Origin of the sequence: Brucella tritici, from assembly GCF_008932285.1 — a bacterium.
In the GTDB taxonomy this organism is placed as follows: domain Bacteria; phylum Pseudomonadota; class Alphaproteobacteria; order Rhizobiales; family Rhizobiaceae; genus Brucella; species Brucella tritici.
Genome location: NZ_WBVY01000003.1, coordinates 779869 through 795109, shown reverse-complemented (window position 1 = coordinate 795109; position 15241 = coordinate 779869). Strand labels below are relative to the sequence as shown.

The window sequence follows — 15241 nt, the reverse complement described above, 5'->3', positions numbered from 1 at the left end:
CTTTAAATCGAGGGTGTCGTCTTCAGGTTTACCTGATCGAGCGACGGCAGCGGCTCGTCATGGATGACCGCCTCGAAAGCCCTCAGACGCTTGTAGATCGACAGCAACTCGATGATCGTCGTCCATGAATTGACGAGATACTGAAACGACCCCTGCACCTGCGAGAAGACATTGGTGATCTGGTTCATCAGGCCAAGCGTCAGCTTGCCCGCCACGATGGACGGGACCAGGATCAGGGTCGGAAAGATATTGTCGGCCTGAATGTAGAAAATGCGGGCGACGTTGAAATAGACATAGTGGAAATAGAGCCGGAAATAATTGTGCCGAACGTTGCGGAACAGTTCGCCGAGCGTGATCGGCTCCGCGCGATCCGCATGATCTTCGCCATAGACCAGTTCCTTGCGGTAGGCCGCTTCGACACGCTGATTGTTGAACTCCAGCCCCGGCAGCTTGATACCGACCAGCGCCAGAAATCCGGTGCCGAAAGCAGCCCAGAAGATCGCCGCAACGACCAGGGCATGCGGCACCATGCCAACCACCGGCAGCTCGCTGACCTTTTCCGAAAAACTGAACAGGACCGGCAGAAAGGCAATCAGCGTCATCACCGATTTGACAAGGCTGACACCGAGCTGTTCCAGCGTGGTGGAAAAGCGCATCGTGTCTTCCTGCACGCGCTGGGCCGCACCTTCAATGGAACGCAGTTTCGGCCAATGGCTGACATAGTATTCGTTCATCGCCGAACGCCAGCGGAAAATATAGTGGCTGACGAAGAACAGGCTCAGAACGCCGACCGTCACGCCGATAAAGGCGATCTCGGCAAAGGTGACCATGCCCCAGTAGAAATCGGAGGCGCTGACGGCTCCGGGCGTTGTCAGTGCCTTTTGAACCAGATCGTAGAAGGGGCCATACCAGGCATTGACCGCAACGCTGACCTGTACGCCGAAATAGGTGGTGAACAGGATCAAAGCCGATCCGAGTATCGACCAGCGCTGCCAGCGATGGGGTGAAAACCATGCCCAGAACAGGTAGAAAGCGAAAGTCACCACCGCGAAATAGATATAGAACCAGAGAAAAGGCGCCGACCAGAACAGGCTTGCACCGATGATCGGCGCCGCGTCGTGCGCCAGAGGCGGCAGACCGAACGTTGCGCCCAGCCTTTCCCCTCCTTCATACCAGCCGAGCACCGCAAGCAGGCTCCAGACCAGCGCGGACCAGAAGAACAATTTCGGGCGAGGAAAGAATGACACAAACACTGAATTTCAGTCCGGCTTCGTGAGGTTTTTTTCATAAAACGCCGGTCTTTGCACCTTTACCAGTTAAATTCTTGTAAGGTTTCAGCCCTGTGATCTTGTCATGCGGCCCGCCATGATGCCAAGCACCGCGACGACGACCAGCGAAAGCGCTGCGGCCAGACTAGCCGAAGTAAACGAACCGGAGCGCTGCGCCATGAAGCCCGCAACCAGCGGGCCGACGATCTGGCCGATGCTGAAGCAGACCGTCATCCGCGCCAAAGCGCGTTTTGGCGAAGCCGGTGCGAGTGTGCGGGCGATCTGCAATCCGAACGCCGTCAATGCCATGAAAGTGATGCCGAGAAGCGCACCACCCACCAGAGGCCCGAGCGGTGGAGCCAGAACCACGCTCGCGGCAACGCCGACAGCCTCCAGAATGGCCGTCAGGGCAAAGGCATTGAAGAGGCCGAATTTTCTGGCAGCCGGTGCCCAAAGCCAGATCGAGGGCGCAGCCGTCAGGCCGGTCACCACCCACACAGCCGCTTCCATCAGCGGGCCACCATCGGTCGCGCGCACGATTGCAATGAGGAACGTGGCTGTTATCACATAGCCGAAGCCGAAAATGCCATAAGCCAGCGCCAGCGCGTTGAAGGCGAAGCTTTGGGGAAGCGGCGGTTCGCGCGTGCCGCTGTTGCCACCGACCGGCCCTTCCCTGACGAAAGCCGCAACGAGAACAGCCATCACAATGGTCAAAGCCGCAGCGCCGATCCAGTCGGCGCGCCAGTCGAGCCCGGCAAAACGGATCAGCGCCACAAGAACGGCAGACAGTGCAATGCCGCTGCCGACGCCGCCGAAATGCAGGGCGCCAAGCCCGGCTCTTTCCGCCGCAGTGACATGGCTTAGAACGATTGCGGTGCAAAGGATCATGGTCACCGCACTGATGAAACCCGCTGCAAAACGGATGACTGAGAACAGCCAGACGCCACCGAAGAGCGCCATGGCAGCGCACAGCAATCCGCTGAGGATAAGGCCAGCGATCACGCTTTTCCGCTCGATGCCCGCAGACCATCCATAACCGGCGACGACAGCCCCCAGCAGATAGCCGATATAATTTGCCGATGCGATGAAACCCGCATCGGCGGTGGTGAAGCCAACATCGGCCATCATTCCCGGCAGGATCGGCGTATAGATGAAACGCCCGATCCCCATGGCTGCTGCCATGGCCAGGAAACCGCCGAAGGCATAGCGGACGGCAGTGCGATGTTGTGAAGATGCAGGCTTGGTCATTTCCAGGGAGGTCTCGGTCATTGGCGGGAAAATAAACCTCAATCATCCGAGGACAATTGAATTTTTCTGATCGGATCGATCACGCGGATTGAGGCTGAAACACGCCTGCCCTCTCCATGAAGCTTGCTCCCGGTTGTTTGGGTTTGCGCCCAAATATGGCCCCCTTACAATCGCCACTTTACACTCTTCATGGAAGATCAGAATGAACAGATCGCGATTATCGGCCTGGCTGGTGGCAGCCGTGACCCTTACCTCAACCGGGGCCGCGCATGCGCAGGAACTGAAAACAATGCGCGAGGTTGGTAACAAGCTGTATTCTTGCTGGTCTCCGCCATCTGACATCAGCAAGTCCGCCGTTACGCTAAGCTTCAGTTTCAGGCGCGATGGCAGTCTGATCGGTCCGCCGCGCCCCAGCGCAATCAACGTTCAGGGTGATGACGCGGCAAAAAAGGCATTTGTGGATGCTGCAATTGAAGCTGTTGAAAAATGCACGCCGCTGGAGCTGGGACCCGCCTTGTCGAAGGGCATCGGTGGTACGGTTTTCACTATGCGGTTTCATTCGCCTGATTGATTAAACTGTCCGCCTTCAAATAAGGCCTTGCGAATCGCATAAGTGCGTGCTTATGTGTTTGCATGAATGAGAATGATATATTCAACGATGTATTCAGGGCACTTGCCGACCCGACCCGCCGGATGATTTTCGAGAAGCTGGCATCGGGCAGCATGAACGCCAGTGCGCTGCGGGAGGGCATGGAAATCAGCCAGCCCGCCATGTCGCAGCATCTGGCCGTGTTGCGCGGTGCGGGACTGGTGCGTGAGGAACGCCAGGGGCGCTTCGTCAATTACGAAGTCGATCCGAGCGGACTGACGCTCATCGCCAACTGGCTTGCGAAATATCGCGTCTACTGGCCGGAACGTATCGACGCTCTCAAAACCTTGCTGAAGGATATGGACCAATGACCGACCGGCAGGAAGAACCACGCGAAAAAGGCATCGAGCTTGAATATGAGCTGGATGCCGCGCCGCAGAAAGTTTGGCGCGCAATCAGCATTCCGGAGTTTCGCGAAAACTGGCTTCCATCCGAGGCATTGGCCGATCCGGAGCCTGCTTCCTGCAAGCCCGGTGAAGAGATCAGCTACCGGATGCGGGAAAGCGAACCGCCCTTTCTGGAAAGCATGGTCACGTTCCGCATCTTACCGGGCATTTCCGGCGGCACCTTTCTGCGCGTCATCCATGAACTGAACGACACACGCCTGAAGCGCACTGCGGCAGTTGCCGCCAACAGCAACCGGGCGCCGATGATGCGCGCCGCTTGACCGTCTGACGCTCTGAAACTCTAAAAAAAAGAGGAGTTCGCCGATGCGCGAAACGATGCAACTCGTCCCTATGGTCGTGGAACAGTCGAGCCGAGGCGAACGGTCATTCGATATCTATTCGCGTCTGCTGCGCGAAAGGATCATCTTTCTCAATGGCGAAGTGAATGACACCGTCTCCGCGCTTATCTGCGCACAATTGCTGTTTCTGGAAGCGGAAAATTCCAAACAGCCGATCAATCTCTATATCAACTCGCCGGGCGGCGTTGTGACCAGCGGCCTCGCGATCTATGACACGATGCGCTATGTCCGTGCACCCGTGCACACGCTTTGCATGGGGACGGCCCGCTCGATGGGTTCCTTCCTGCTGATGGCGGGGGAGCCCGGTCATCGCGCTGCCCTTCCCAACGCAAACCTGCTTGTTCACCAGCCTTCCGGTGGCTTTCAGGGGCAGGCATCGGACATCTTCATCCATGCCGAGGAAGCGCAACGAACCAAGAGGTTGATGACGCGTCTTTATGCGGAACATTGCGGTCGCAGCTATGAAGAGGTGGAACGCGCCCTTGACCGCGATAATTTCATGACCGCGGAGGCAGGTCTCGAATGGGGGTTGATCGACCGCATACTGGAACGGCGTGAAGTTTCAGCGGCGTGACGTCTTTCCGCAGCAGCAGTGTGCGCCCACCTATGCCGCAGTTGGCTTTTCTTCAGTCTTCCTTCCGGCGATGGGAATGCTATCCGGCAGATCGGAATGCAGGAAGTGCAGCAGCGTATCCTGAACCGATATCAGCCGGTGCGCGCTATCGCGCCAGCCGAACGGAATGTCGTTTGGCATGGGCGGGACCCGGCCTGGTTCCTGCCCCTCCTCCAGTTCACAATTGGCGATGACAATCTGCAAGGCTTCCACCAGCCAGCGCGGCGGCGGGGCCTCTTTCTTTCGCAGCGCATTGCCCAGAGCTTCGCCGAACAGCAGCGCCGATGCGTAAAGACGGATGCCGCGCCGGTCATACCGGCCAGCCATTTCCGTGACCTCACGCGCCACCAGTCGCCCGCGCAACGACCAGCGCGCATTGCTGCGTGCCAGTGCGATACCGTCGCCCAATGCGATCACCGCCCGGTGCACCGATGTGAACTGGTTGATGGCGCTTTGTGCCCGCACAGGGTCCTGCTTTTCCAGTGCCACCGCCGATTGTTTCAGGCCTTTTGCGAGGCGGTCGAGCAGGCCGCGAGCGGCCTTATCGATCAAAAGCAGGGGGCTTGGCGTCATCAATATCTGGCTGAACAGCAGGCCCACCCCGGCTCCCACCAGAACATCGACCAGCCGCGTAACGCCTGCGACCTGCGGCCCCATGGCGAGAACCAGTATCGCCGAAACGCCCGACTGGATGGCAATTGCCGGGGCCATGCCGAAAGAGGTCGCCAGGACCATGGCAACGAATGTCACTATGCTTGTGTGGAAAACCGGCACAGTTTCGGGCAAGAGCAGAGAAAGCTCGCCGACCAGCACGCCTGTGGTGACGCCGACCATGACCCCTATCGCCTGCTTGCCATGGTTGGGCAGGTTCGGCGCCAGGCAAATCACCGCCGTGACCATCGCAAAGACAGGTTTCGGCTGGCCCAGCGCCAACTGGCAGATCAGCCATGCGACACCGCCTGCGAAGGAAGCGATCAGGGAATCGCGCCAGCTTGCAGACCATTGCTGAACGACCATATTCGCGCGCTGCCGCATAGATCTCTCCATCTGCTTATCGGCAGCTATCTATGGCAGTGCTCCTCCACCTCAAGGTTTGAAGAAGTTTTCATACTGATCCGGCTTGAAACCGACCGTCAGCTTTCCATCCTTATCGAGGACCGGACGCTTGACCATGGATGGCTGCGCCAGCATCAGTGCCCGCGCCTTGGCGGCATCGACGTTCTGGCGTTCTTCCTCGGGCAGTTTGCGAAACGTCGTTCCGGCCCGGTTGAGCAACTGTTCCCACGGAACGCTTTTCAGAAAGCGGTCGAGCGTTTCGCCGTCGAGCCCTTCCTTCTTGTAATCGTGAAATCCGTAATCAATGCCATGGTCTTCAAGCCAGGTGCGCGCCTTCTTCATGGTGTCGCAGTTCTTGATACCGTAGATGGTCACGCTCATATCCGACTCCTTTGATCGTTTAGAGCGTGATGTTTTCAAGTTGAACCATTATCCCGCTCTAAACTTTTTGTTTGAGCATGTTTTTATCCGAAAACCGGTTCCCACTTTTCGGAATCATGCTCTAGCCGCGATCAAAGGCGATCGAAACACCGGTTTCAACCTTTAAAGCGTGTTGCATCTTACTATATTCAGGGAACACGCTTTAAGCTTTTGTTTTCACGCATGTCTTTATCCCATCGTAACGGGATCAGAAATCAGTCCAGTGGACTGATTTCCCCGCGAAGGCGGTTCCCACTTTTGGGAGACATGCTTTATCTGGAATCGTGAAAGATTATGCCCAGCGTATGCCGCTGGCCGGAACGGATGCGGCTGACACCGTGCCGCATCTTGACGCGATAATCGCCGCGCGTGCCCTGCATTGGACGGTCATTGACCGCAAAAACCACGCCGTCGCCCTGCCGGAGCGGCACGACTTCCGCACGGCTCTGCATCCGGGGGCGCTGTTCGGTCAGCACGAATTCCCCGCCCGTAAAATCCTTCTCCGGTTCGGAAAGCAAAATCGCAACCTGCAACGGAAATGCGATATCGCCGTAAATATCCTGATGCAGGCAATTATAGTCGCCCTCGACATATTGCAAGATGAGCGGTGTCGGACGGGTCTGCCCTGCCGCGTGGCACCGGTCCAGAAATTCGTCATGGGTCGGAGGAAAACGGATATCCGATCCCAGTCTCTCACTCCATCGATTGGCTATGGGCGCAAGCTGCGGATAGAGCGTCTGGCGCAGATTCCAAATTAAGGCAGGAATGGGATTTGCGTAATATTTGTATTCTCCGCGCCCAAAACCGTGTTTTCGCATCGAAATAACGCTTCGAAATGCGGCCAGATTGTAGTAGCCGGCGGCTAATTCGCGGCAATCCTGTGGCGAAATTATGTTCCTGAGGATTGTGACGCCGAACTCGTCCAGTTCGGCGCCAATTTTTTGCCAGTCATAGGCGGCGATTTTATCCGCCTGCACGGGTTCATTTCTGTTCATGCCTGGCTCTCCCGCTTCAGGAGATCGCGCTTGCGCTCGACGCCCCAGCGATAGCCGGAGAGACCGCCATCGTTGCGCACGACCCGGTGGCACGGAACCGCGACGGCAATCTTGTTGGCCGCGCAGGCCTGCGCCACAGCGCGCACCGATTTCGGCGCGCCTATCCGCTCGGCAATTTCATTGTAACTAACTGTTTTTCCAGCAGGAATTTTGCGCAAGGCCTGCCAGACGCGCTGCTGGAAAGCGGTTCCCTGCAGATCGAGCGGCAAGTCGAGACCGATACGTGGCGCTTCGACAAAGCCGACCACTTCCGCCACCATATCCTCGAACTCACGGTCCGCACCAATGAGATTGGCCTGCGGAAACCGCTTTTCCAGATCGCGGATCAGTTCTTCCGGGTCGTCGCCCATCAGAATAGCGCAGACGCCCTTGTCGCTTGCAGCCACCAGCACCGCCCCGAGCGCCGACTGGCCGATGGCGAAGCGAATCTCCGCATTCTTGCCGCCCTGCTTGTAAGCCTTTGGAGTCATTCCCAAAATCCTGTCCGAAGCCTCATAAAATCGGCTGCTGGAATTGTAACCGGCATCATAGATCGCGTCAGTTACGCGGATTTCCGGCGCATCAAGCGCCGCCCGCATCTTCCTCGCGCGATGCGCATCGGCATAGGCTTTCGGGGTCAGTCCTGTGAACTCCTTGAATACACGATGAAAATGCGTAGGGCTCGCCTTCACGTGCGTTGCTATTTCTTCAAGTGAAGGCACTTCTTCCGCCGTCTCGATGAAACGGCAGGCACTCGCAACCATATCGGCATAACGGGTGCTGTTCTGCATCGCCAATGTCTCGGACAGATGCGGCTTGCAGCGCATGCATGGCCGGAAGCCAGCACGTTCCGCATCCTCGCAGCCGTCAAAGAACTGCACATTTTCGCGCTTTCCACGCCGCGATGGGCATGATGGACGGCAATAAACGCCTGTAGTGCGCACGGCGTAGACAAATGCACCGTCCGACGCCTTGTCGCGGTCGAGTACCTTTTGCCAGCGCTTTTCGTCAGGGTCGTGGGTCTTCATGGTTATAAGGTTCATGTCCGTATTCCTTCAATATGAGCATGAAGGAAGGCTAATGCCACCGCCTCGAAGCTACACTCCGCTGCTTGCTTTCAAATTCGAAACAGCGCCGTTGCACAGTCTGTTCACAAATAAGGATCATGCAAGCTTCCTGCTTTTATACCATGATATGAAAGGTAAACAGGGAGAAGACCATGACGACAATCGGCTTCATCATCGACGGCAAGGAAACGGCATCCGCATCGGGCAAGACCTTCGACCGCAAGGACCCGGTCACCGGAAAAGTCGCCACTACCGCGCCCGCGGCCACCCTCGCCGATGTCGATGCGGTTGCGAAATCTGCCGCGAAAGCCTTTGAAAAGTGGTCTGAAACCGGCCCGAACGAGCGTCGCACGCTGCTGAACAAGGCAGCGGACCTGATGGAAAGCCGGGCCGATGAATTCACCCGTCTCATGCTCGAAGAAACCGGTGCAACGGCTCCATGGTCGGGCTTCAACGTCCATCTCGGCGCCGGTGTGCTGCGCGAAGCCGCAGCACTCACCACACAGATTACCGGCGAGATCATCCCTTCGGACAAACCCGGCATCGTTTCCATGGCCGTGCGCCAGCCGGTTGGTGTGGTGCTTGGCATGGCGCCGTGGAATGCGCCGATCATTCTCGGCGTGCGCGCCATAGCGGCGGCACTTACCTGCGGTAACACGGTTATCCTGCGTTCGTCCGAATCCTGCCCCGGCGTTCATCACCTGATCGTCAAGACACTCAACGATGCTGGCTTCCCTGCCGGTGTGGTCAATGTCATTTCCAACGCACCTGAGGACGCACCGGAAATCGTCGCGGCCCTTGTCGCCCATCCTTCCATCCGCCGCATCAATTTCACCGGCTCTACCCATGTCGGCAAGATCATCGCCAAACAGGCCGCAGAACATCTGAAGCCGGTGCTGCTGGAATTGGGCGGCAAGGCGCCCTTCATCGTGCTGGAAGATGCCGATCTCGACCAGGCAGTCGATGCCGCAGCTTTTGGCGCTTTCATGAATCAGGGCCAGATCTGCATGTCCACGGAACGCTTCATCGTGCATGAAAAGGTAGCTGATGCCTTCGCCGAAAAGCTTGCCGCCAAGGCAAAATCCCTGCCTGCCGGTGATCCGCGCGGAAATGTCGTGTTGGGTTCGCTGGTCGACCTCAAATCGGCCGAACGCATGGATGCGCTCATTAAGGATGCGGTGGCGAAAGGTGGCAAGGTTCTGACAGGCGGCAAGCGCGAAGGTTCGATCGTCGAGGCGACGATCATCGATCATGTGACGCCGGATATGAATATCTATGCGCAGGAATCCTTCGGACCGGTAAAACCCATCATCCGCGTCAAGGATGCCGAAGAGGCAATCCGCGTGGCCAACGACACCGAATATGGCCTCTCATCGGCGATCTTCAGTCAGGATGTGAAACGGGCGCTGGCACTTTCGAAAAAGCTTGAAACCGGCATTTGTCACATCAACGGCCCGACGGTTGCCGACGAAGCGCAAATGCCTTTCGGCGGTGTGAAGTCTTCCGGTTATGGCCGTTTCGGCGGAAAGGCCGTCATCAATGAATTTACCGATCTGCGCTGGATTACCATCGAAGGTCCGCAGCATTATCCGTTTTGAATCAGAAAGGGCGGAGCCAATTTAGCTCCGCCCTTTGTTAATCGTATCAGCTCAAGACTTTCGCGCGTCCTTGATCGCTTCGATCAATTCCGGCTCCTTCATGACACCGCCATAAAGCTTGGTGCCGATGACGAAGGAGGGTGTGCCGCCGAAATTGAAAGCTTCACCCTGATCCATATTGCGTTCAAGAATGGCATTGATGCGCTTTGAATCGGCCTTATAGGCTGCATTGAGCTTTGCCGGGTCGAGCCCGCCCTTCTTCAGTGCCGCATCCACCTGTTCCGGCGTGAGACGACCGGGCGTTGCCATCAACGCTTCCATGGCCTTCACATAATTGCCGGACTTTTCTGCGGCCAGAACGAGACGTGCGGCATAAGCCGACGTGTCGCCGAAGATGATCCAATCCTTCATCACGAGACGAACATTGCCGTCATTCTTGACCACGCGCATCAGCTCGCCGTGCCCCTTCTTGCAATAGGGGCATTGGTAGTCGAAATATTCCACGATGGTCACATTGCCGTTCGGGTTGCCCAGAACAGGAATTTCCTTGTCGTAAAGCACTTCCGCAACCGTCGGCACGCGCTGCGCAAGGCTCTCGCCGCCTGAAATCGCAATCGTTGCGGCACCGGCTGCCGTTGCGGCCAGTATCTGACGACGGTTCATCATGAGCTTGCTCCTTTGCCCGATTGGGATTTATCCAACACGACGACACGCGCACCGGCTGTGGCGCGCTTGTAGAGATCGAGGATGTCCTGATTGTAGAGACGGATGCAGCCGGACGATGCTGCCTTGCCGACCGACCAGGGCTCGTTGGTGCCGTGAATACGGTAAAGCGTGTCCTTGCCATCGCGATAAAGATAGAGCGCGCGGGCACCGAGCGGGTTGCGGATGCCGCCTTCCAGACCATTGGCGTATTTTGCGTAATGCTCTGGATTGCGCTTGATCATGTTGGCTGTCGGCGTCCAGCGCGGCCACTGCGACTTGTAGGCAACCTTGGCATCCCCTGAGAAAGTCAGACCAGCGCGACCGACCCCCACCGAATAGCGGATCGCCTTGCCGCCGGGCTGCACGAGATAGAGATAGCGCGCATAAGGATCAACCACGATCGTGCCAACAGGCTCCGACGTGACATAGTCAACTTCGCGGCGCAGATTGCGATCCGCGATCTTGCTGACATCAAGTGCGGGAATGAGATTGCCGCGGTCGTTCACCGCGCCATACATGGTCTCATATTCACTCTTCGCCGTCTGCATTTCCGGCGCCGGTTCGCTAACCTGTTCTTTGGCAGTTTCAACGGCAACAGGCTCTGGCGTGAAGGCAACAGTCTGCGGCATGGTGACGGCAATCGGCCGATCTGCGGATGCGGTCGTACATGCTGCGGCAGCAAAAGGCAGACAGGCAACCACGGCCACCCGCAACAGCGCTTTTCGTGCATTTCGCTTTTCATTCACTACGGTCAAAACCCCAGCCCCCAAGTCATCTTGAAATCCTTGCATCCTTTAATTCTTTGTTTTTCGCATTATCCGACGCAAAACCGCTTCGCACTTTTGCTGGAAATGCTCTAGTCAGCGCTCACGAGGCCGACCGAACGTTCGATAGAGGCGGTCGTGACATCGCCCACCAATCTGGTTCCCTCCGGTTCCTTGCTGATGCGATCGAAGAAGATCATCGTCGGCGGACCGGCGACACCAAGCTTTGCCATAAGATCGGCATTGCCGCCGGTGAGCTGCGAAATATCCGCCTTGATGAGCTGATAACCGCCCAGCGCCTTCTTCACGCTCGCGTCGGGCAAAACCCGGCGCTCCACGGTGGAGCAGCTTACGCACCAGTCCGCCGTGAAATAGACAAGCGTCGGCTTGTCGCCGCGCGCTTCAACAAGTTTCTCCTGAAGGGAAGAAACAGTCTCGACCGGCGCAAATTGCAGCACGGCCAGACTCTGGTTGCCGCCACGGTTACCGAATGCGGCCAGCGGTTGCAACGGGTCTTTTCCGCCTGAAGCCACGCCGAGCATCAAAATGACACCGTAGACGAAAGCTGCCGTGCCGATTGTGCGCGCCACAACGCTGCGCCCCGGAACTTTAAGAAATGCGAAACTTGCAGTTCCGAAAAGCAGGAGCGCCCACAACACCATGTCCACGCCGGGCGGCAGAAGCGGAGCGGCCATGAAGATTGCAGTCGCCAGAAAGCCGAAGCCGAAAATCTGCTTCACCGTTTCCATCCATGCGCCTGCGCGCGGAAGTGTGCCAGCGCCGAGCGTGGCGAAAGCAATGAGCGGCAATCCCTTGCCGATGCCAAGCGCAAAGAGCGCGCTAGCGCCCAGGGCCACATTGGCTGTCTGCGCGATGTAGAGCAGCGCGCCAGCAAGCGGTGCCGTCACGCAAGGGCCGACAATCAGTACCGACGAGAAACCGAGAATGGCAGCCGACCGCTTGGAACCCGTCCGTTGGCCAGTATGCGAAGAAATCGCGCTGACCCAGGAATTTGGAAGCTGGATCTGGAACAGGCCGAACATGGAGAGCGCCAGAAGCGTGAATAGCCCGGCCAGCGCAAGCGCGGTCCATTTCGATTGCAGCACCATTTGCAGGTTCTGCCCTGACCAACCAGCAATTGCACCCACCAAGGCAAAACCCAATGCCAGGCTGACGACATAAATTGCTGAAAGAGTGAAGCCGCGCTTTGCCGTCAGTGTTTCACCCTCGCGCGCCAGCGTTCCGGCCAGAATGGGATAGATGGGGAAAACGCACGGCGTGAAAGCAAGCAGAACACCGAAGGCCAGAAATGCTGCGATCACCAGCCCGGTGCCGCCCTGATCGAGCAGCCCTTCGACCATGCCCTTTTCAGGCGCAAGGGCAAACGCTGTATTCTGCGGTGCGGACTGCGATGCGGCTGGTGCAAATACCGATGCCTGCGTCAGCGCCTTGGCCTTTTGCCCCATTTCGCTGGATATGGCGAGCGTGACCGGATCGACGGTTCTCGTTTCCGGACGGTAGCAGATGCCGTCTTCCTGACAGCCCTGATAGGTCAGCGCCAGCGGCTGCGCATTTGCTTTTACGCTTGCTGTGGCATGGGTGTAATAGACTTCAAGCCGACCGAAATTCGGGTCGTCCTTGGGCTGGCCGGGTTGCGTATCGACGGCAAGCGCTTTTCCCTGCCCGTCCTTCGCTTCTATGTGATCACGATAAAGATAATAACCGTCCGCGATCCGCCAGGTGAACACCAGACGGCCATCCGTATCCTTCAGCACGCTCAGGCGGAAAGCCTGATCGACCGGCAGCGGGTTCACTGCCAATGCCGGGCCGAGCGCGAGAAACAAACTGATGAATAAGCCAGCGAGGCTCGCAAAGAAACGCATTATGATTTTCCGCATAAATTCGATTCGGTCAAATTGATCATGTTGCAAAAGGCGAATGCTCCCGCCACCTTAAGGCAGCCTTAAGGTGGCGCAGGGAAAAGCCCGTGTGCTTCTAGTTGTCAATAAAGGCGGAAAACAGGAACTCATGCGCATACTCGTGGTGGAAGACGACGCGATCCTTCTCGACGGCCTGACCGTAGGGTTGGGGCTTGCCGGTTTCACCGTGGATGCCGTTTCCAATTGCGGCGATGCGGAAGCAGCCCTCGCTGCCCAGAATTATAACGCCGTGGTACTCGACCTGATGCTGCCCGACGGTTCTGGTCTCGATATTCTCAAGACGATGCGACGCGGCCGTGACGAGACGCCGGTGCTGCTGCTGACCGCCCGCGATCAGGTGCCCGAGCGTATTGCCGGCCTTGATGCAGGTGCCGACGATTATGTCGGCAAGCCCTTCGATCTGCATGAGCTTGCAGCCCGCGTGCGTGCTGTTGCCCGACGCGGTGCCGGACGCGCCAATGCCCTGCTTGAATGGCGCGGCGTGGAACTCGACCCGGCTGAGATGTCGGTGCTTCGCCATGGTGAACCCGTCAGGCTAACCCGGCGCGAATTCTCGATCCTGCGCGCTTTGATGGAACGGCCGACCGCCACCTTCTCCAAATCCTCGCTGGAAGAAGCGCTTTATGGCTGGCAGGAGGAAGTGGAGAGCAACGCGGTGGAAGTGCATATCCACCACCTGCGCTCGAAACTCGGCTCCGATTATATCGAAACGGTGCGCGGTGTCGGTTACCGTCTCGCGGGGGCAAACACATGAATTCCATTCGCAGCCGCCTGACCGGCATACTGATCGGCGTCACCTGTCTTGTCTGGCTTTTCGCGGTGGTGTGGATCCACATCAGCACCCAGTCACAGCTTGAAAAAGTGCTCGATGCGCGCCTGATGGAGGCTGCGCGCATGGTCAATTCTCTGCTCACCGAGCATCGCGTGGAAGTTGGCCCGGACGGCGACGGCGGGCAATTGTCGCTGAAGCCGATGCCGGATTTTCCGCTCTATGACCGGCAGTTGTTCTGCCAGATATGGGCGCTTGACGGCAAGCTCTTGGGTCGTTCCGAAAGCGCGCCGGGTGTGCGGCTCACCAATGTCGCGAACGGCTTTTCCGATACGGAAGTCGCGGGCGACCGCTGGCGCGTGTTCGCGGTCGAAAATACCCAGCTCGGACTGCGTGTCATGGTCGGCGACAGCCTGAGCGTTCGTGAAAGGCTGGTGCAAAACGTCGTAACCGGTCTTGTGCTGCCAGCCCTGCTGATGCTGCCTGTTTTGGCGCTCATGATCTGGCTGTGCGTGCGGCGCGGCCTCGATCCGCTGAGCCGTCTTGCGTCTGTGCTTTCCAAGCGACAGGCGCAGGACTTGCGACCGCTACCCGAACAGAACCTGCCCAAGGAGATTGCGCCCGCCGTCACAGCACTGAACGGGCTTTTCCATCGTGTCGAGGAGGCGCGTGAGCGTGAACGCAACTTTGCGATCTTCGCCGCGCATGAACTGAAGACCCCGCTCGCCGGACTGAAGACACAGGCGCAGATTGCCGAAGGTGCAAAGGATGAGAAAATGCGCGCCAATGCGGTGCGCCAGATTGCGGCAGGCGTTGACCGCACCAGCCGTCTCACCAACCAGCTTCTCGATCTCGCGGCGCTCGAAACCAGCGACGAAATGGAAACACCGGCATATGAACCGGCTTGCCAGCTTCTGGTTGCAGTCTCCACCGACATGCGGATGCTTGCAGCCCAGCGCGGCATTTCCATCGAACTGCCGGAAGCCATGCCTCTGGTGCAATTGCCCTCCCCGCATCTCTTCACGCTCGCGGCCCGCAACCTGATCGAAAATGCGGTCAATCATTCGCCCAGGGATGGCACCGTGCGCTGCCGGATTGAGGCCGAAGCCAGCAAAGTCAGGCTCATCGTCGAGGATGATGGCCCCGGCATTCCCGAAAATGAAATGCCGCATGTGACCGAGCGCTTCTTCCGTGGCGCGCATCGCAACGAAACCGGCAGTGGCCTTGGCCTTGCAATCGTGAAAATGGCGACAGAGCGAATGAGCGGCGAATTGCAGCTACGTAATCGCCCGCAAGGCGGACTAAGCGCATCGATCATCGTGCCGGGCACGATTATCGGATGACATAATTCCGCATCACGCATCA

The 15241-nt window shown here is 58.0% G+C and carries 16 protein-coding genes; 7 read left to right on the top strand and 9 right to left on the bottom strand.

All coding sequences use genetic code 11. From position 1 onward, the window contains the following. Positions 1 to 2 precede the first annotated feature (2 nt). Positions 3 to 1253, bottom strand: a complete 1251-nt coding sequence (gene sbmA, locus F9K94_RS13600) for a peptide antibiotic transporter SbmA (RefSeq protein WP_061345073.1) — start codon at positions 1251 to 1253, stop codon at positions 3 to 5. 81 nt (positions 1254 to 1334) lie between these two features. Next, on the bottom strand, positions 1335 to 2516 hold the full coding sequence (locus tag F9K94_RS13595; protein WP_061345242.1) for a YbfB/YjiJ family MFS transporter: 1182 nt from the start codon (positions 2514 to 2516) through the stop codon (positions 1335 to 1337). A 202-nt stretch (positions 2517 to 2718) separates the two neighbouring features. Between F9K94_RS13595 and F9K94_RS13590 the strand changes: the two genes are divergently transcribed. The 4 genes from F9K94_RS13590 to F9K94_RS13575 all read left to right on the top strand — a co-directional run bounded on the left by F9K94_RS13590 (position 2719) and on the right by F9K94_RS13575 (position 4484). Next, a complete protein-coding gene (locus F9K94_RS13590) occupies positions 2719 to 3087 on the top strand; it encodes a hypothetical protein (RefSeq protein WP_151646231.1) in 369 nt (122 codons plus the stop codon). A 62-nt stretch (positions 3088 to 3149) separates the two neighbouring features. Next, complete coding sequence (locus F9K94_RS13585; protein WP_151646229.1) at positions 3150 to 3476, top strand: ArsR/SmtB family transcription factor; 327 nt, start codon at positions 3150 to 3152, stop codon at positions 3474 to 3476. Beyond that, entirely contained in the window at positions 3473 to 3832 is a 360-nt protein-coding gene (locus F9K94_RS13580; protein WP_151646227.1) for an SRPBCC family protein, read from the top strand. The genes F9K94_RS13585 and F9K94_RS13580 overlap by 4 nt, the downstream gene beginning before the upstream one ends. Positions 3833 to 3875: 43 nt before the next feature. Beyond that, positions 3876 to 4484 carry an ATP-dependent Clp protease proteolytic subunit gene (locus tag F9K94_RS13575; protein ID WP_061345069.1) on the top strand — a complete coding sequence of 203 codons (609 nt, stop codon included), beginning with the start codon at positions 3876 to 3878 and terminating at the stop codon, positions 4482 to 4484. Positions 4485 to 4514: 30 nt separating this feature from the next. Here the strand turns inward: F9K94_RS13575 and F9K94_RS13570 are convergent, their stop codons facing one another. From F9K94_RS13570 to ada, 4 genes are all read right to left on the bottom strand, one after another. Further along, positions 4515 to 5558, bottom strand: a complete 1044-nt coding sequence (locus F9K94_RS13570; protein ID WP_151646225.1) for an FUSC family protein — start codon at positions 5556 to 5558, stop codon at positions 4515 to 4517. A gap of 51 nt (positions 5559 to 5609) precedes the next feature. Further along, positions 5610 to 5960 carry an ArsC family reductase gene (locus tag F9K94_RS13565; RefSeq protein ID WP_061345067.1) on the bottom strand — a complete coding sequence of 117 codons (351 nt, stop codon included), beginning with the start codon at positions 5958 to 5960 and terminating at the stop codon, positions 5610 to 5612. 311 nt (positions 5961 to 6271) lie between these two features. Next, positions 6272 to 6994, bottom strand: coding sequence for a 2OG-Fe(II) oxygenase (locus tag F9K94_RS13560; RefSeq protein ID WP_151646223.1), 723 nt, complete (start codon positions 6992 to 6994; stop codon positions 6272 to 6274). Beyond that, positions 6991 to 8076: a bifunctional DNA-binding transcriptional regulator/O6-methylguanine-DNA methyltransferase Ada gene (gene ada / locus F9K94_RS13555; RefSeq protein WP_151646221.1), complete on the bottom strand. Its 1086-nt coding sequence runs from the start codon at positions 8074 to 8076 to the stop codon at positions 6991 to 6993. The genes F9K94_RS13560 and ada overlap by 4 nt, the downstream gene beginning before the upstream one ends. 176 nt (positions 8077 to 8252) lie before the next feature. Here ada and F9K94_RS13550 point away from each other — a divergent pair, with 176 nt between their 5' ends. Then, the gene (locus F9K94_RS13550) at positions 8253 to 9698 is read left to right on the top strand and encodes an aldehyde dehydrogenase (protein WP_151646219.1); all 1446 of its coding nucleotides are present in this window, start codon (positions 8253 to 8255) and stop codon (positions 9696 to 9698) included. 51 nt (positions 9699 to 9749) lie between these two features. Here F9K94_RS13550 and F9K94_RS13545 read toward each other — a convergent pair whose 3' ends face one another. The 3 genes from F9K94_RS13545 to dsbD form a co-directional block, all read right to left on the bottom strand. Continuing rightward, on the bottom strand, positions 9750 to 10364 hold the full coding sequence (locus F9K94_RS13545; RefSeq protein ID WP_061345058.1) for a DsbA family protein: 615 nt from the start codon (positions 10362 to 10364) through the stop codon (positions 9750 to 9752). Further along, a complete protein-coding gene (locus F9K94_RS13540) occupies positions 10361 to 11110 on the bottom strand; it encodes a L,D-transpeptidase (protein WP_151646430.1) in 750 nt (249 codons plus the stop codon). Before F9K94_RS13540 ends, F9K94_RS13545 begins: the two co-directional genes overlap by 4 nt. A 149-nt stretch (positions 11111 to 11259) precedes the next feature. Beyond that, positions 11260 to 13050: a protein-disulfide reductase DsbD gene (gene dsbD / locus F9K94_RS13535; RefSeq protein ID WP_151646217.1), complete on the bottom strand. Its 1791-nt coding sequence runs from the start codon at positions 13048 to 13050 to the stop codon at positions 11260 to 11262. Between the two features lie 145 nt (positions 13051 to 13195). Between dsbD and F9K94_RS13530 the strand changes: the two genes are divergently transcribed. Together F9K94_RS13530 and F9K94_RS13525 are read left to right on the top strand one after the other, a co-directional pair. Beyond that, on the top strand, positions 13196 to 13861 hold the full coding sequence (locus F9K94_RS13530; protein WP_151646215.1) for a response regulator: 666 nt from the start codon (positions 13196 to 13198) through the stop codon (positions 13859 to 13861). After that, positions 13858 to 15219, top strand: coding sequence for an ATP-binding protein (locus F9K94_RS13525; RefSeq protein ID WP_151646213.1), 1362 nt, complete (start codon positions 13858 to 13860; stop codon positions 15217 to 15219). The genes F9K94_RS13530 and F9K94_RS13525 overlap by 4 nt, the downstream gene beginning before the upstream one ends. The last annotated feature ends 22 nt before the right edge of the window (positions 15220 to 15241 follow it).